Source organism: Streptomyces sp. NEAU-W12 (genome assembly GCF_026242095.1).
GTDB lineage: Bacteria > Actinomycetota > Actinomycetes > Streptomycetales > Streptomycetaceae > Streptomyces.
Genome location: NZ_JAPJDM010000026.1, coordinates 108,581 through 123,579, shown reverse-complemented (window position 1 = coordinate 123,579; position 14,999 = coordinate 108,581). Strand labels below are relative to the sequence as shown.

Below are 14,999 nucleotides of genomic sequence, written 5' to 3'. Positions count from 1 at the left end.
TCCGCAGAAGATCCGCAGAAGAGAGGACTCCGGGCCATGGGCAAGAGCGACCTCGCGCTCCCGCTGAGCGAGATGGAGGACTACGGACGCCGGCTGCGGTCGCTCAGGACACGGCTGAACCACACCAGGAAACTCTTCGACTCCTACAAGGACGACATCGGTGACGGCAGCGTCAACGACGCGCTCTCCGACTTCGAGTCCAACTGGGAGGACGGCCGCGAGGACATCTCCCAGCAGCTCGACGCCCTCGCCGGCCTGTCCGACGCCGTCGTCCGCGAGTTCAAGAAACTCGACGACGAACTCACCCGACAGGTCAAGGACAAGATGCAGGTCAAGGACGAACGGGGCGGCAGGGCCGACACGTAGCGGGGCGACACCGCGGGACCGCATGCCGCCCCGGCCGGATTCCGCACGAAGTGACCTCGCCTCCGGCGCTTCACCTACCGCGGACCTCGCCTCGGAGCTGCCCGCCTGGGGCTGGTCTCAGAGGGCCACGGCGTACAGAGTGGACGACAATTCGTCACTCAACGTGCCGCCGACGACGAAGTAGACCATGCCTTCACCGATGACAGGCGGCATCTTGGTCGCGATGTTGCCGGTCTCGGTCTCCTGGTAGGTGCTGTCGAAAGCCCAGCGCTCGCGGCCGGTCCCAGCATCAACGGCATACAGCACTCCCTTGTCGCTGAAGCAGACCGTGCCACCGTCGACGACCGGCGTGGTGAGTACTTCCGCCTTGTCCTTGAGGGAGAAACTCCAGCGCTGCTTTCCGCTCGTGCCGTCGACCGCGTACAGGTTTCCCTGGTCCTCCTGCACATAGACGGCCTCGCCGAAGGCGACAGGTGCCAGGAACCGGCCCTCGCCCCGGAAGGTCCAGCGTCGCTTTCCGCTGACGGCGTCCAAGGCGTGCAGCGTGCCGTGGCCGCTGGGAAGATAGACCGTTCCGGATGCGTCCGCGACGGGCGGGAACTTCTGGGCGCCGTCACCAGGACGTGTCCAGCGCTTCTTTCCGGTGGCGGTGTCGACGGCGAACAGGGTGCCGTCGACGCCTGCGATGCAGACAGTGCCCTCGACGACGACCGGAGCCAGCGCCTCGAGGCCAGGGTCGTACGAAGGGTAGGAGTAACGCCAACGCTGCTTCCCGGTGGTGGCGTCGATCGCGTACAGCTCACCGTCGGTACCGTCGACACTGCCGACGTACACGCTGCCGTCGGCGACCACCGGAGCAGTGACGACTCGGCTGCCGCGTGTGGAGAACGTCTGTTGCTCCCCATGGGGGCCTTCGACGATCACCTGCTTCCGGGCCGGTCGTCCGCCGGGTTGGAAGGACCAGCGTTCCTTTCCGTTGCTCGCGTCAACTGCGTACAGCATGCCGCCGATGCAGGTCGCATACACGGTGCCGTCGACGACCGCTGGGGCCGTTCTCAGCATGCCGGTGAGCGGGAAGGACCAGAGCGTCCTCCCATCCGTGGCATCGAGGGCCAGGAGCAAGTCGCTCTCCCAGTCGTAGCCACCGACGTGGAGGGTGCCACCGGCTATCGATGCGGGGGACGTCGTGAAGCACTCCGGCACCGTCCAACGCTGTGTGCCGCCCTGTTCCTCGGCTTTGGATACCTCACTGCCGCCGGAGCCGGATGCCCTGCCTTGCCGCTCGTTGTCCGAATCGCCGCCACCATCGTTGCCGCCCATGAGTCGCCAGCCACCGAACCCCAGGCCGACGGCCCCCAACGCAGCTGCTGTAAGCAGAAGGTGCCGGCGGGTACGAGTCGTCGGGCCGATGGCCCGTTGAGGTACGGGATCCTCTTTCGGCTGTTCCCCAGACACAGCCGCTTCGGCACGATCCTGTTCATGAAGCCGGTCTCGGCCCGCCGGACGGAGCTCGTCCGTCTCCGGCTCTGCGCACACTGCTGCGTCCTCCACTCGGTTTCCCGCCCTGAGGATCAGGAAGCTGCGGGACTGGTGCACGGTACCGGCTCGCACCGGAGATGCAATTGCGTCGAATGGAGCCGGCCTGCCTCCGGCCAGCTCACCGGCCGCCTGGTTCGTCGCCCCTCTCCTCTCGGGAGGCGCGTCAGAGCGACAGCGTGTGCGCGATGCCGTCCACGATGTCTTCCAGGGGTTCGTCCAGGACCGGCTCCGTCCAGGAGACCAGGAGGGTGACCGCGGCGTCCGTCGTGACCGGCCGGACGCCGTAGAAGAGGGTGCGGATCACCGGACGCGGTCCGAGGAGGCGCTTCCTGTCCTCGACGAGGTTCTGGCGGATGCGTACGGCGTCGCCGAGGGGCAGCCGCGTCTCGCGGACGTCCGGTTCTCCGAAGTCCCGCGCCGACATGGCCCCGGTGAGCAGGGGGAGGGTGACCTCGGGGTGGGTGGCGTCCGGATGGACGGCGTCGAGTTCCAGGACGGCCGCCACCGCATGGTGCCCGCTGACGTACCAGCCGAAGGCGCCGAGGGGGTCGCGGGTACGGCAGTCGGCCGCCGCGCGCTTGAGGTCGCGGGCCAGCAGGCGGGCGTTTCCCTTCTCCCCGTCGCGCTCGTACCGTTCGACGAGTTCCTTCGCCTGGTGCGTGGCCCAGTAGTCCAGGTCCAGGGTGCCGGACAGGGGGAACGGCACCCAGTCCTCCGAGCACTCCAGGCCGAGGTTCGACAGGTCGTCGGTCATGTCCGTGGTCACTCCGTCCAGGTCAGCGAGGAGGCGATCGCGTCGAAGAGGCCGGCCATCGCGTCGGCGATCGGCTCCAGGGGCGTGGAGAAGGTGAGCAGCAGGAACTCCGTCGTGCCGGGGACGGGTACGTGGTACTCCACCGAGACGGAGACGTGGCCCCCGCCCTTCTCCTCCCCCGGTTGGCGCGTCGTTCTGCGCACCCGTACGGCGGTGCCCGCCGCCAGTTCCTCGATGCCGACCTCCGTCGCCTCGGCCGGATCGGCGTCCTGGGTGAAGGCCCGGGCCAGAGCCTCCGGCGGCAGCGGTTCGGCGTGGCGGAGCGGTGCCAGGCTCACCAGCAGCGAGGCGGGGACGGTGACGGGCCCCGCCTCCTGGAGGCTGAGGTACAGCTCGATGCCGCCGCCGCGGTGCGCCTCGGCGGCACGGCGGCGCAGGTCCGCGCGCAGCTCGTCCTTGAGGTGGGGTGCGTTGTCGATGCCGTGGAACTGCCGTTCCACCAGCGCGTCGACCGACCTGTCGCGCTGTTCCGGGTCCAGCAGGATCCGGAACCATCCTTCCGGCAGGAGCAGGTGGTAGTCGGCGGGCGGGGCGCTCTTCCCGGTGCGTGTCATCGGCTGCCTTCCCTGGACGTCCGTTCCACAACCGGCCGGTCGAGCAGGAGCCGGCTGCGCAGCTGGTGGATCGCGTACGGCACGGCCTGCAGGACGAGGCCGAGCGCCCCCATGAGGACCGCGGCGGCCGCCGGCCCCGGGGCCGGGTCCGCGATCCGCAGGCCCTGGACCACGGAGAAGAAGGAGCCGAAGGCCATGACGGCGGTGGACGACACCCCGGCGACGGTGCCGGGGAACCGCGCCGTGCGACGGGCCTCCCCGCCGGAGCCGGGCAGCAGCCCGGTGCCCAGTACCGGCCCCTTGGGCCAGGCGGTCCCCCTGCCGCCCAGGCGGCGCTCGGACACCGCGAGCCCGGCGGCCCGGCGCAGCCGCGACCACCCCTCGGCGCCCTCCTCGCCGCCGAACCACAGGTCCCACGGGAACACCGCCCGCACCTGCTCCCCGGGGCCCCGGAGCTCGACACCGACCGGCCTGCCCGTGCGGTCCTCCACCCGGACCAGCGAGGTCACCGCGTGCGGGCCGGACAGCGCGAACCAGTACTCCTGGCCACCCAGGTCGCGCAGGACGAGGTCCCGGTCCTGTACCCGCAGCTCGGTGTCCCGGCGGAACCTGACCGTCGCCCCGGTCTCCCGCGCGGGGCCGGGCCGGACGCGTTCACGGACGACGGGGTCGTGGCGCCCCGTCCGCAGCCGGGTCCGGCCCCGCAGCGCCAGCCGTGCCACGGGCGCCGAGAAGGCGGTCGCGGCGAGCAGCAGGACGATCCAGGGGACCGTCGTGTCGGAGAACACGACCCACGTGAACACCGCGAACCAGACGCTCCCCGCGACGGCGCGCACACCCCAGTACCAGGCCGGGAAGGAACGGCCCGGGCCGAGGGAGGCGCCCGCGCCCTTCGTGGCCACCAGGGGGTCGTTTCCGTCCCGTACGACGTGCAGTGGCACCTCCGCGGCCCGCAGCAGTCCCGCCACGCCCGTCCGGGCGAGCAGTTGTTCGCCCTGCACCGACCGCTTGGGCAGCGCGGGGGCCTCGGGCAGCCAGTCCTCGATGTCGAAGCGGCCGACCAGCGCGCCGTCCCCGTCCTGCAGTTGCACCTCTCCCCAGGAGCCGGGGAGGTCGGGCCCCACGCGCGTTCTGTCCCCACCCGCCGCGTCGACGAACACGGCACGGGCGACACCGGCGGTCCCGCCGACCGGGAAGCGGCGGGTACGGCCGCGGGTGCGCAGGACGAGAGCGCCGTCCTGCGCGTAGAGCCGGGAGGCGTGGCATCGTTCCAGGCCGGGGCCGCGCGAGGCGGCCGGCCTGAGGGCGGGCTCGGGAATCACCTCGTGACCCCGTCGTAGAGGGAGGTGACCGTTCCGTAGGCGCCCTCCGCGCCGGCGATGGTGCCGGTGGACGTGGCGCCCGCCCAGACGTTGGTCTGGCCGGTGAAGTTGCTCAGCGCGCTGCTGACCGCGGGCAGTTCCCGCGCTGCCGGTGCGATGCCGTCGAGACCGGCGGCCGTCCTGGCGAGATCGGGGTCCAGGGTGCCCGCCGAGCGGGGGGCGGCCATGGTGCTGAGCCCGTCGCGCCAGCCCTGTCCGGAGAACGCGTTGCCGACCGACCTCACGCCGTCGACCGTGTCCCGGTACATGGCGGACGGGCTGAAGCCCTCCTTGATGTTGCTCCAGTTGGGAAGCTTCCCCTTGGGCATGTTCGCCATCGCCTGTGCCGCGTCCTTTCCCCGGATGCTCCCCTGGGCGCCGCGGTTGGCGAGGTTCCAGGCCTTGTTGGTCTTCATGCCGGACGCCACGGCGTTCTTGTAGAGGTTGCTGCGTGCCAGGGCCTTGCTTCCGGCGGCCACGCCCTTGGCCCCGGCCACCGCCGCCCGTCCGAGACCGAAGGTGGCGACGCCCACGGCGTCCAGGATCACCGCCTTCCAGCTTCCCTCACCGCCCAGCGCGAGCACCAGGTCGGTGGCGAGCGCCACGACGCTGGCCGCCAGGGCGACGGCGCCGGCCACGGCGGCGATGGCCTGCCCGATGACCGGGATCCAGCCCAGGGCCAGGGCCGCCACTCCCGCCCACAGGGCGATGCGTCCCGCCCACTTGGAGATCTCCTTGAGCCAGCCGGCGTTCTCGTGGACCCAGTTCTTGAACTTGTCCTTCCAGCCGTCCTTCAGCCCGTCGCTCTCGATGACGTCGTGGATCGCGTCGGCGGCCCTTCGCGCGGCACGGTCGCGGATGCCCTTGGCGGTCTCCAGCGCCTCCTTCGCCGCCGACAGGGCGGAGGACGCCGCCTCCTGCTGCCGGGTGTGCCTCTTCCTGTCCGGATCGTCCTTCGGGGTGCCGTCGGGCAGTCCGTCCAGCGACCGCTTCGCGGACCCCAGGTCCTCGTCGGCCGTCTCCGCGTCCCGCAGCGCCTTGTCGGCCATCTGCTGGGCGCGATGCAGTTCCGAGGCGAACTCGTTGCCGCACACCCCGTCCCGCACCTGTGTGCCGAGCGCGTCGGCGGCCTCGTCGTAGCGCTTGAACGCCTTGCGGAGCTTGTCGCCGGCGCCCTCGGCCGCGCCCCGGAACTCGGTGGCCGCCTTGCCCTTCCAGTTCTCCACGGACGCCAGCGCCTTGATCTCGCGGGCTTCCTTGTCGATGGCCTCGGCGGTCTTGCGCAGTTGCCGTCCGAGACGTGCGACCGCGTCCGGGTCGCCGGGGACCGGGTCGGAGGACTCGTCGAGCACGGCCCAGCGGTGCGTGGCGGGGCGCGCCGTCATTTCCCGCCCCCCTTCGGCTGCCGGTCGTCGGTGCTCCTGAGGGCCTCGGCGAGTTCGTGGTCGAGCGTCTCGTACGACTCGGCGGCACCCTTGGTGATCCCGTGCAGTTTCTCCAGCTCCTCCGTGAGCTGCCTGCGGCGGATCTTCCAGTTGCTGTCGAACGCGTCGAAGGCGTCCAGGATCCTCTGCGAGCCGATGTCGTCGACGCCGTACCCGTCGGCCGGGTTCGCCCGCTCCGCGAAGGTGTCGCGGACGCGCTTCAGCGCGCGGGCGCTCTCCTTGATCCGCGCTATGTCCGCTTCCTGGTCTCCCATGGGTACTCCTCACTCGGGCCCCGGCTCAGCCGACCTCGTTCTCCGCCACCGCCTGGCCGCGGACCACCACGTCCCCGCCGTAGAACACACCGGTGAAGACGGGCGAGTACGTCAACTGGACCTGCACCTCGACTCCTTGCGGGCTCGCCGCCACGCAGTGCGTACCGGCGACGTCCGCGCCGGACATGTCCATCTCCTGGGCGAAGGCCTTCACCCGGGCGTCGCAGTTCTCGTAGTTGATGGGCGCGGGCTCGTCCACGTTCTCGTACAGGGCCTCGCGGTCGATGTCCTGGGCGGCGTAGCGGGCGGCCTGTTCCGCGATGTCGGCGGCGCGTTCGCGCTGGGAGATGGAGAGGCCGCCGTCGATGACGAAGGCCGCGAGGGAGAGGAAGACCAGCGCGAAGACGATGACCGCGCCGGCGCCGGAGCCGCGGTCGTCGAACCCGGGACCGCGACGCTTCAGCCACGTACGCACCTGTGCCCTCACACCGTCCTCCGGTACGGGTCCAGCGGTGAACTGAAGCTCGCGGAAAGGGTCGTCGGGATGTTCAGCCCCAGCATGGCCAGGCCGCGCACCTCGCAGCTCACCTCGACCGTGAAGAGGGTGTCCGGCGCGAAGCCCGGACTGGTCTGTACGACGTTCACCGGACCCGAGCAGACGTCCGCGAGGTTCGCCTCGGCCGCGTCGCGCGCCTCGGCCATCGCCCGCACGTGGTCCTTCTGGATGGAGCCCGCGCGTGCCGCGTCCCGGGCGGCGCCGTCCAGCGCGCCGCGCCCGCTCACCAGTTGTCCGAACGCCACCAGCACCAGGATGAACAGGATCATCACCGGGGCGAGGATCACCACCTCGACGGTGGACAGGCCACGGTCGTCCGCAGGCAGCCGACGGGACAGGCCCCGGCCGTCCGCGGGCAGCCGACGGGACAGGCCCCGGCCGTCCACCGGTCCCCGGCGCTCCGGCCGAAGGGGGAGGTCCATCTAGTTCTCCCCCTCTTCCACGAACCGCTCCACCGGCCCCGCCGACCGGGCGTGCACCGTGAGGTCGAGGCCCGGGAACACCGTCGGGATGCGGGCCGTGATCTCCACACCCACCGTGTCCTGCTCCGGCTGGAGCATCCGCACGTCCGGCGAGAGCACCAACTGCGGTCCCAGTTGCCGGATGTAGCTGTCCACCACGTCCTGTGCCTCGCCCCGCCAGCCGCCGGGCTGGTCGTGCGCCGTCGCCCGTGCCGTGCGCGCGCCCGCCTGCGCCGCCGCCTGGGCGACGTGGTCCGCGAAGAAGTACAGCGCGAACTGCACCGCCGCGAAGATCATGAAGAACAGGACCGGAGTGAGCAGCACGAACTCGATCGCGGTCATGCCGGAGTCGCCGCGGGCGGAGGCGGCCTCCACCCGTCGGCGTACCCAGCGACGTACGCGCACCGGCATCCCCGTTCCCCGTAGGCGTCAGGTGTCAGACGTTCGGCAGTGACAAAAACAACGGCAAAAGCAGCGACACAGGCAGCGACACAGTACGGACGGTCAGCAGGTGCTTCCCGCGTTCGCGCCCTTGATGCAGTCCCCGACCTTCTTGGCGCCGTCGCTCAGCGCCGCGTTGATGATGGCGGCGACCACGCCGACGATCGCGACGACGACCGCCGAGATGATGACCCACTCCACAGCGGAGGCACCGCGGTCCAGTTCGCCGGAGCGGGCACGCTCCACGCGGGCCTGCAGGAAGGTGACCAGGAAGTCCACGGCGGGGACGCCGGTGTGGAAGGTACGTCCGTTCATGACGCTTCGTCCTTTCGTATGCGGTTCACAGAGGCTCTGACGTACGGTTCACGGCTGTTGGTTCGCGAGGGGCGGTGCGGGGCCCGTGGTGCGCTACGGCACCGCCCCCGTTCACGGTTCTCACACCTGGAACACCCTCATCGCCGCCGGGAAGATCAGGAACACGAGGAACCCCGCACACAGCAGCAGCTGCGCCACGAGCATCGACTGGGACTTCTCGCCCGCGCTGCCCTCGATCTCGGAGAGTTCGCGGTGCCGCATGGTCTCCGCGCGGGACGCGAGGGACTCGCGGACCTTGGCGCCGTCGTCCGCGACCAGGGCGAGGGAGGCGGAGAGGTCCTTCAGCTCCTCGACGCCCAGCTCGTCCCCGAGCTGCCCCAGCGCCTGCCACTGGCTGACACCGGTGATCCGGGCGTCGGCGAGGGCGTTGCGGATGCGCTGCGTCGCCCAGCCGTCGGACACCTCTGCCGCCGCCATCAGCGCCTCGGGCAGGCCCCGCCCGCCGGCCAGGCTCATCGACACCAGGTCCAGATAGGCGCCGATGACCCGGCGCAGGTCGCGCCGCTTCTCGGCGGCGTCCCGGCGTACCTCCAGGTCGGGCAGGAAGAAGAAGACGACCGAGCAGAGCAGCGCCAGCCAGACCGGGACGACCGGGCTGCTGCTGAAACCGAGCGTCCAGACCACCGCGAAGAGGAACGGTCCGAAGAACAGGCCCCCCGCCGCCAGCAGCACCTTCGTCGCCAGGAACTTCTCCCAGCCGCGCTCCAGCACGGCCAGGTCGGCGCGCAGCGAGCGCTGCTCCCAGCCCTGCTGGAGGTAGAACTCGGCGATGCGCGCGCCCACTCCGGTACGCAGCGACGCGAACCGGCCGGTGTCCTTGTGCGTGCGTGCCGACTCGTACGCCGTGCCCCGCGCCCGCATCGCGTCGATCCGGGCGACCTGGGCGACCGCGCTGCGCCTGGTGGGCATCAGGGCCCGGATCAGGACGTAGACGCCCAGTCCGAGGACCGCGCCGACGACCACCGGCATCGTCAGTTCGTCGTTCACCGCTGTACCCCCCTGTCCTGCTGGTGCGGCAGCCGCAGCGACGGCGCGTGCCCCGGTTCCGTCTGCTGCTGCCCCGCGACGGCCGCCGCCCCCGGAGTACGGGGCCGTACGAACTGCACCGTCGCCTCGTCGCGCACCAGGAAGCGTTCGGGCGTCTCGATGGTGGACAGCTTGCGCAGCCACCAGAAGCCGAGCGCGAACAGCCCGCAGACGCACGCGAGGACGAGCTGCCCCACAGCCGTCCCGTACGGCTCGACGAACTCCCGGTTGAAGATGGCCAGTCCGAGGACGAACGCGATCGTGACGGCCACGACGATCTGTACGGAACGCCGGGTGGAGGCCCGTTGGGCCATCACGCGCTGCCGCATGTCGACCTCCTCGCGCGCCGACTTGGCCAACGCGCCCAGCACCTGCCGCAGACCGGGGCCGCGCAGCTTGGCGTTGAGGATGAGCGCGGCGACGATGATGTCGGCGGAGGCGTCGTCGATCTCGTCGGCGAGATGCTGGAGCGCCTCGGGCAGTGGGGTGCGGGAGCGCAACCGGTCGACGAGCGCGTCGAGATGGGGACGCAGGACGGGCGCGGCGGCCCGCGCCGACGCCGGAATGGCCTGCTCGAGACCCACCGCGCCGGCGATGGTGTCGCGCAGCGACTCCGTCCAGGAGGCCAGTGCCTCCACGCGCCGCATGGCGGCCCGTTCCTCCGCGGCGCCGCCGAACAGGCGGTCCCAGAAGAAGACGAGGACGGCGGCGGCGACACCGGCGACGGTCCAGCGGGTCAGCAGCAGCACGGCCAGGCCGACGATCGCTGCGAGGGAGCCGCGCTGCCCCGCAAACCGGATCAGCTCGGCGGCACGCGCGCTCGCCTTCTGCTTCTCGTGTTCGGGCTTGGCGGGCAGTCCGCGCACGGCGACGGCGAGGAGGGCGAGTCCGCCGCCGACGGCGATGCCGCACGCGAGCGCGTACAGGACGGTGGTGGAGAACAGTCCGCCCATCGAGCCGAGCGAGCCGGCGGCGGCGGTGAGGTCCGTGGCATCAGCGACGGTGCCGGCCGCAGCAGTGTCGGCAGCGGCGGCAGGGAGGTCCGTGGTCGTCGTACGGGTCACCGGGTCATCACCCCCACGTTCCGCTGGGGCGGTAGCCGTAGGCCATCAGTTCCTCCAGGCAGGCGATGGGGGCGTGCGGCACGACCCGGCCGTCGGGCGACTGGGCGAACACCTCGCTGGACAGGACGCGTCCGTCGACGCCGTTGACCTCGCGGACGGAGGTGACCATGCGCTGGAGCCGGCCGCCGTTCTGGAACTCGTTGCGCCGCTCGATGAAGACGACGAAGTTCACCGCGCCCGCGATCAGCATCTGGCTGGCCTCGATGGGCAGTCGCTCCGTCGCCTGCAGGGCGTACGTCGAGATGCGGTTGAAGACCTCGCTGGAGCTGTTGGCGTGGATCGTGGACAGTGAACCGTCGTTGCCCTGCGACATCGCGTTCAGCATCGTCACGATCTCGTCGCCGAGCACCTCACCGACGATGACCCGCGAGGGGTTCATGCGCAGGGACCGGCGCACCAGCTCGGCCATGGAAATGCTGCCCTGTCCCTCGGAGTTGGGCAGCCTCTCCTCGAACGCCACCACGTTCGGGTGGAGTTCGGGGAAGGAGTCGAGACCGAGTTCCAGGGCCCGTTCGACGGTGATGAGACGTTCGTGCGGCGGGATCTCGTTGGCGAGGGCGCGCAGCAGCGTCGTCTTGCCGGCGTTCGTGGCCCCCGCGATCATGACGTTCTTGCGGGCGCGCACCGCGCAGGCCAGGAAGTGCCCCAGCTCCGGGGTGAGCGTGCCGTTCCCGACCATGTCGGAGATGAACACCTTGCCCATGCGGGCCCGCCGGATGGACAGCGCGGGGCGCCTCGTCACGTCCATGACGGCGGAGAGCCGGGAACCGTCCGGCAGCCGCAGGTCGAGCTGCGGGTTGGCGGAGTCGAAGGGCCGGGAGGAGAGACCGGAGTACGCGCCGAGCACCTGGATCAGCTCGACGAGCTCCTCGTCGGTCTCGGCGACGGGCTCGCCCTGCACCTCGCGACCGTCCGCGTAGCCGACGAACACCTGGTCGCAGCCGTTGATGTCGATGTTCTCGACCTCGGGGTCGTCGAGCAGCGGCTGGAGCCGCCCGACGCCGAACAGCGCGGCGTGCACGGCGGCCGCGTACTGCTCCTCGGTCTCGGCGTCCAGCGGTGTACGGCCCGCGTTGATCTCGGAGCGGGCGTGCTCCTCGAGGATCTGTGCGATGACGGCCCGCGCGAACTGGCGCTCGTCCTCGGTGGACATCGGCGTGACGCCGTTGACCTGGTCGAGGCGGCGCTGTTCGGAGATGCGGTCGCCGGCGTCCTGTCGGAACCGCTTGACCAGTTGGTGGTCGACAGCGGTCATCGCCCGGCTCCGGCGGCACGGCCGTCGGACCGGCCCTGCACGGCCGCCCCGCCGGGCCGACCCGGCCGACCGGCCTGACCCGGCTGAGTCTGCGGTGCGTACTGCCCCTGCTGGGGCTGATGCGGCTGGGGCTGAGCGGCGTGGGCAGAGGCCGTCCAGGCGGCACCGTACTGCTGGTACAGGTCGGCGGTCACCTTGCGGGCGGTGCGGATGAGCAGCGACTTGTCGAGCCGGCCCCGCCTGCGGCCTGCCAGCTGCTCGGCGCCGGCCGGGTCGTCGGCGAGGGTGCCGACCACGCGGGCGCCGGTCTGGGCGTGCACGAGCATGTCGTTGACCTGGGAGGCGAGCTTGGCCGCGCTGCCGGTGTCGGCGATCAGGACGACACCGACCACGGGGCCGCCCGGCCCGGCGACCCGCGAACCGCCGTTCAGCCTGCCGGCCAGGGCGGCGGCGCGGTCCCGGACCCGGGCGAGGGCCTCCGGTTCGGTACGGGAGACGAGCAGGACGAGGGAGGCGTGCGGGAACAGCTCGACCGCCGGCGTGTCACCGCTGATCCGCCCGCAGTCGGCGACGACGTCGGCGGCCGCGTGCGGGGAGTCGGCGAGGGAGGCGAAGGCCTGCCCGAGGGTCGGCCACAGTCCGGTGAGGCCTGCGGCCTGCTCGGAGTTGCCGAGCCCGACGAGCACTTCGAGTCCGCCGCTCAACGGCTGGACGTGGTCCCACAGTTGGTCGGGCACGAGCCCGCGCCGCGCGGTGGCGGCGATGGACAGCATGCCGGTGTTGGGGTTGAGCGGACCGCCGTGGGCGGCGGCGCTGCGGTAGACGAGGTCACCGCCCGCCGGGTCGGTCTCGGCGAGCAGCACACGCCGCGGCCAGACCGCCGCGAGAGCGACGGCCGCGGTGGTGACGCCGGGGGAACCCTTGTCGGCGGCGAGGGCGATCAGGGCCATGAGTGGGGTGCCGCCTTCTAATTGCCAGGAACGAGGACGAGTGCCACCTCGCCGTTGGAGGCGGCCTGGGTCAGTGCCGCCGCCCGGGCACTGTCGACGAGCAGGGTCACGGGCAGGTTGGTGCTGCTGACGATGCTGCTGTCGCCCCCCTGTCCGGGTGCGGACTCCACCCGGGCCCGCTCGACGATCAGGGAGTTGCTGTCGCCCGCCGCGGCACCGCCGTCCTCGTCGGCTTCGCCCCCGGAGCCCGAGCCCGATCCGGCACCCCCGACGCGGTACACGGCGACGGTGTCGCCGCCATCGATCCCGGCCGGGTACTGCCCTTCCTTGAGGGACAGGCCGACGACGGACTTGCCGTCCGGGATCTTGGCGCCGTCACCGAACATGTCGCCGACGGCGACGACGTTGGCCGGGATGGTGCTGACGGCCTTGAGCTTCTTCAGCGCGGCCAGCTGGGTCCACGGGATGTAGTTGATCTCCGGGTCGTCGACGACGAGCACGGACTCGACGTTGCCGCCGTCGACCGACTGCCCCGCCGGAATCTCCTTGGTGACCTTGACGACCTCGATCCGGTCCCCGACCTGGAGCACCAGCATCGTGGCACCGAGCGCGCCGACCAGGATCAGCAGCACCGCGAGCGCGGCCAACGCGGGTTTGCGCTCGCGGGGCGGAGTGGGAAGCCGGTCACCGACCGACGGCTGAGCCGGAGCAGCGGAACGTCCCGCGCCCGCCCCCGTACGCTCCTGGATCTTCACGCAACCGCTCCCCGTACACCCAAGATGATGTCTGCCAAGTACCTCGGAAATCAGGACACTTCACCCGCGCCCGCTCGCACGCAGACATGCACGCAGACATGCGGGACGCGGCCGGACCTACCGGGCCGACCTGGGTGAACAGCCAACGTCGAGGTGAGTGTCAAGCCATCGCACCGTACCAGTCACACATCAGCCCCTCAAGGCACACCGAACGTCACGGACACCACATGACGCACCGTTACTGATCTGCAATTTCGCCCTCGGACAACCCGGTGGGGGACTGCGCCAAGACGCAGCCCACCCCCTGTGCGCCGGCGAACCGCCGAGCCCGCCGACCACCCACCCCGCCCACCCGGCCCACCCGGCCCGTCACACCCCACCCGTGAACCCCCCACGACTCGCTCACGCGAACTGCTCTCGGCACCAGCCGACTTGACCATCCGCCGCGCCCCCTTCCCTCCCCGCGGGACCGAGGTCACGGGGCCGAGTCCGGCAGCAGCCCCGGCCGCAGACCCGACCGCAGACCCGGCCGCAGGACTTTGCCTCCTCTTTACAACCCGCTCCTCCGCCGCCTCGTCTCTCCGCTCGATCCGTAACGCAGCCCGCCGCGCCCACCGGGCGGGCGGACCGACGAAAGAGAGCGATTCATGCGCCGAACCGGCCTCAGCGCCATGGCACTCGCGTGCACCGTCGTACTGGCGGGCGCGGTACCCGCGTTCGCCGACGGCGGGTCCCCGACCCCGGCGCCCACCCGGGCCGCCACCGAACCCCCGCGCCAGGAAGCGACCCCCGCCCCTTCCGAGGCCACCGATGCGAGCCCCGTCCCCGCCACCGAGCCGCCCCGGGCCCAGGTGCCCGTCGTGCCCGACGGAGCGCCGGACACCGGTGTGACGCCGACGGCGTCGGACTCGGGGAACGAGGGCGCGCTGGTCGGCGGGGGCGCCGCCACGGCGGTCGCCCTGGTCGCCGGCGCGGCCTTCCTCGTGCGTCGCCGGCGCGCGACCGGGGCATGAGCACGCTCTCCAGGCGCGCCTTCACCACTGCGGCCCTGACCTCGCTGCTCGCGGGCTGTGGCGGCCATCCGGCCGAGCGGGGCACGGGCACGGGCGCCGCAAGCACGGCGTCCCCCTCGCGACCTCCCTCGAAGTCGTCGCCCGCTCGCGGGCGTTCCGTCCCGCTCCGGCTGCGGATCCCGGCCATCGGGGTCGACACCCCGGTCATGCGGCTGGGCCTGGCCCCGGACGGCAGCATGCAGGTGCCTCCGATCACGGCGCACGACCGGGCGGGCTGGTACGAGCACTCGCCGACGCCGGGGCAGACCGGACCGTCGGTGATCGTCGGCCACGTCACGGTCGGGCCCCACGGGGACGGGGTCTTCCGGCATCTGTCCGCACTGCACCGGGGCGACCGGATCGAGGCACGCCTGGAGAACGGCAGGACGGCGGTGTTCACCGTCACCTCGGTGCGGAGGGTCGCGAAGGCAAAGTTCCCGTCGGCCGAGGTGTACGGGAACGTCGACCGGCCGGAGCTGCGGCTCATCACATGCGGCGGCCAACGCGTCGGTGACACATACCTCGACAACGTGATCGCCTTCGCGGCGTCGAGCCCCGCCGGCCCGAACGCCTGAGCCGCCCGGCTGGTTTCCGGGCCGCCGGGCCGGGGGGCCCCCCCGCCCCGCCGCCCCGCACCCACGCGCCCTGCCCCCCGGCGCCCCCCCCGGCCC

The 14,999-nt window shown here is 71.7% G+C and carries 18 protein-coding genes; 3 read left to right on the top strand and 15 right to left on the bottom strand.

Translation table 11 applies throughout. From position 1 onward, the window contains the following. Positions 1 to 36 precede the first annotated feature (36 nt). Complete coding sequence (locus ORI94_RS28495) at positions 37 to 366, top strand: hypothetical protein (protein WP_266080978.1); 330 nt, start codon at positions 37 to 39, stop codon at positions 364 to 366. 117 nt (positions 367 to 483) lie between these two features. Here the strand turns inward: ORI94_RS28495 and ORI94_RS28490 are convergent, their stop codons facing one another. The 15 genes from ORI94_RS28490 to ORI94_RS28420 form a co-directional block, all read right to left on the bottom strand. Next, positions 484 to 1,917, bottom strand: a complete 1,434-nt coding sequence (locus ORI94_RS28490; RefSeq protein WP_266080958.1) for a PQQ-binding-like beta-propeller repeat protein — start codon at positions 1,915 to 1,917, stop codon at positions 484 to 486. Between the two features lie 151 nt (positions 1,918 to 2,068). Continuing rightward, positions 2,069 to 2,659, bottom strand: coding sequence for a hypothetical protein (locus tag ORI94_RS28485; RefSeq protein WP_266080957.1), 591 nt, complete (start codon positions 2,657 to 2,659; stop codon positions 2,069 to 2,071). Positions 2,660 to 2,667: 8 nt separating this feature from the next. Continuing rightward, positions 2,668 to 3,273: a hypothetical protein gene (locus ORI94_RS28480; protein WP_266080956.1), complete on the bottom strand. Its 606-nt coding sequence runs from the start codon at positions 3,271 to 3,273 to the stop codon at positions 2,668 to 2,670. Next, on the bottom strand, positions 3,270 to 4,595 hold the full coding sequence (locus tag ORI94_RS28475) for a hypothetical protein (RefSeq protein WP_266080955.1): 1,326 nt from the start codon (positions 4,593 to 4,595) through the stop codon (positions 3,270 to 3,272). The genes ORI94_RS28480 and ORI94_RS28475 overlap by 4 nt, the downstream gene beginning before the upstream one ends. Next, positions 4,592 to 6,019 carry a putative T7SS-secreted protein gene (locus ORI94_RS28470; protein ID WP_266080954.1) on the bottom strand — a complete coding sequence of 476 codons (1,428 nt, stop codon included), beginning with the start codon at positions 6,017 to 6,019 and terminating at the stop codon, positions 4,592 to 4,594. The genes ORI94_RS28475 and ORI94_RS28470 overlap by 4 nt, the downstream gene beginning before the upstream one ends. Continuing rightward, the gene (locus ORI94_RS28465) at positions 6,016 to 6,333 is read right to left on the bottom strand and encodes a hypothetical protein (RefSeq protein ID WP_266080953.1); all 318 of its coding nucleotides are present in this window, start codon (positions 6,331 to 6,333) and stop codon (positions 6,016 to 6,018) included. The genes ORI94_RS28470 and ORI94_RS28465 overlap by 4 nt, the downstream gene beginning before the upstream one ends. A 25-nt stretch (positions 6,334 to 6,358) precedes the next feature. After that, a complete protein-coding gene (locus ORI94_RS28460) occupies positions 6,359 to 6,820 on the bottom strand; it encodes a Tad domain-containing protein (protein WP_266080952.1) in 462 nt (153 codons plus the stop codon). Further along, positions 6,817 to 7,311, bottom strand: a complete 495-nt coding sequence (locus ORI94_RS28455; protein ID WP_266080951.1) for a TadE/TadG family type IV pilus assembly protein — start codon at positions 7,309 to 7,311, stop codon at positions 6,817 to 6,819. The genes ORI94_RS28460 and ORI94_RS28455 overlap by 4 nt, the downstream gene beginning before the upstream one ends. After that, positions 7,312 to 7,761: a TadE family protein gene (locus ORI94_RS28450; protein WP_266080949.1), complete on the bottom strand. Its 450-nt coding sequence runs from the start codon at positions 7,759 to 7,761 to the stop codon at positions 7,312 to 7,314. Positions 7,762 to 7,854: 93 nt separating this feature from the next. After that, positions 7,855 to 8,106, bottom strand: a complete 252-nt coding sequence (locus ORI94_RS28445; protein ID WP_062191534.1) for a hypothetical protein — start codon at positions 8,104 to 8,106, stop codon at positions 7,855 to 7,857. Between the two features lie 120 nt (positions 8,107 to 8,226). Continuing rightward, entirely contained in the window at positions 8,227 to 9,135 is a 909-nt protein-coding gene (locus ORI94_RS28440) for a type II secretion system F family protein (RefSeq protein WP_266080976.1), read from the bottom strand. A gap of 14 nt (positions 9,136 to 9,149) precedes the next feature. Next, the gene (locus ORI94_RS28435) at positions 9,150 to 10,145 is read right to left on the bottom strand and encodes a type II secretion system F family protein (protein WP_266080974.1); all 996 of its coding nucleotides are present in this window, start codon (positions 10,143 to 10,145) and stop codon (positions 9,150 to 9,152) included. A gap of 118 nt (positions 10,146 to 10,263) precedes the next feature. Beyond that, positions 10,264 to 11,571, bottom strand: a complete 1,308-nt coding sequence (locus ORI94_RS28430; protein ID WP_266080945.1) for a CpaF family protein — start codon at positions 11,569 to 11,571, stop codon at positions 10,264 to 10,266. After that, positions 11,568 to 12,521, bottom strand: coding sequence for a hypothetical protein (locus ORI94_RS28425; RefSeq protein WP_266080943.1), 954 nt, complete (start codon positions 12,519 to 12,521; stop codon positions 11,568 to 11,570). The genes ORI94_RS28430 and ORI94_RS28425 overlap by 4 nt, the downstream gene beginning before the upstream one ends. Positions 12,522 to 12,538: 17 nt before the next feature. Continuing rightward, positions 12,539 to 13,276, bottom strand: a complete 738-nt coding sequence (locus tag ORI94_RS28420) for a hypothetical protein (RefSeq protein WP_266080941.1) — start codon at positions 13,274 to 13,276, stop codon at positions 12,539 to 12,541. A 647-nt stretch (positions 13,277 to 13,923) separates the two neighbouring features. On the opposite strand from ORI94_RS28420, the gene ORI94_RS28415 reads away from it, so the two are divergent. Continuing rightward, a complete protein-coding gene (locus tag ORI94_RS28415; RefSeq protein ID WP_266080939.1) occupies positions 13,924 to 14,289 on the top strand; it encodes a Tat pathway signal sequence domain protein in 366 nt (121 codons plus the stop codon). Then, entirely contained in the window at positions 14,286 to 14,903 is a 618-nt protein-coding gene (locus ORI94_RS28410; RefSeq protein WP_266080937.1) for a class F sortase, read from the top strand. Before ORI94_RS28415 ends, ORI94_RS28410 begins: the two co-directional genes overlap by 4 nt. Positions 14,904 to 14,999: the final 96 nt, after the last annotated feature.

What these genes read in the sequence shown, in the direction of transcription:
- ORI94_RS28435 (WP_266080974.1), bottom strand. Translation starts at nt 10,145, where the DNA reads ATGGGCGGACTGTTCTCCACCACCGTCCTGTACGCGCTCGCGTGCGGC.
- ORI94_RS28450 (WP_266080949.1), bottom strand. Translation starts at nt 7,761, where the DNA reads ATGCCGGTGCGCGTACGTCGCTGGGTACGCCGACGGGTGGAGGCCGCC.
- ORI94_RS28485 (WP_266080957.1), bottom strand. Translation starts at nt 2,659, where the DNA reads ATGACCGACGACCTGTCGAACCTCGGCCTGGAGTGCTCGGAGGACTGG.
- ORI94_RS28445 (WP_062191534.1), bottom strand. Translation starts at nt 8,106, where the DNA reads ATGAACGGACGTACCTTCCACACCGGCGTCCCCGCCGTGGACTTCCTG.
- ORI94_RS28455 (WP_266080951.1), bottom strand. Translation starts at nt 7,311, where the DNA reads ATGGACCTCCCCCTTCGGCCGGAGCGCCGGGGACCGGTGGACGGCCGG.
- ORI94_RS28410 (WP_266080937.1), top strand. Translation starts at nt 14,286, where the DNA reads ATGAGCACGCTCTCCAGGCGCGCCTTCACCACTGCGGCCCTGACCTCG.
- ORI94_RS28470 (WP_266080954.1), bottom strand. Translation starts at nt 6,019, where the DNA reads ATGACGGCGCGCCCCGCCACGCACCGCTGGGCCGTGCTCGACGAGTCC.
- ORI94_RS28425 (WP_266080943.1), bottom strand. Translation starts at nt 12,521, where the DNA reads ATGGCCCTGATCGCCCTCGCCGCCGACAAGGGTTCCCCCGGCGTCACC.
- ORI94_RS28430 (WP_266080945.1), bottom strand. Translation starts at nt 11,571, where the DNA reads ATGACCGCTGTCGACCACCAACTGGTCAAGCGGTTCCGACAGGACGCC.
- ORI94_RS28465 (WP_266080953.1), bottom strand. Translation starts at nt 6,333, where the DNA reads ATGGGAGACCAGGAAGCGGACATAGCGCGGATCAAGGAGAGCGCCCGC.
- ORI94_RS28480 (WP_266080956.1), bottom strand. Translation starts at nt 3,273, where the DNA reads ATGACACGCACCGGGAAGAGCGCCCCGCCCGCCGACTACCACCTGCTC.
- ORI94_RS28415 (WP_266080939.1), top strand. Translation starts at nt 13,924, where the DNA reads ATGCGCCGAACCGGCCTCAGCGCCATGGCACTCGCGTGCACCGTCGTA.
- ORI94_RS28495 (WP_266080978.1), top strand. Translation starts at nt 37, where the DNA reads ATGGGCAAGAGCGACCTCGCGCTCCCGCTGAGCGAGATGGAGGACTAC.
- ORI94_RS28440 (WP_266080976.1), bottom strand. Translation starts at nt 9,135, where the DNA reads ATGCCGGTGGTCGTCGGCGCGGTCCTCGGACTGGGCGTCTACGTCCTG.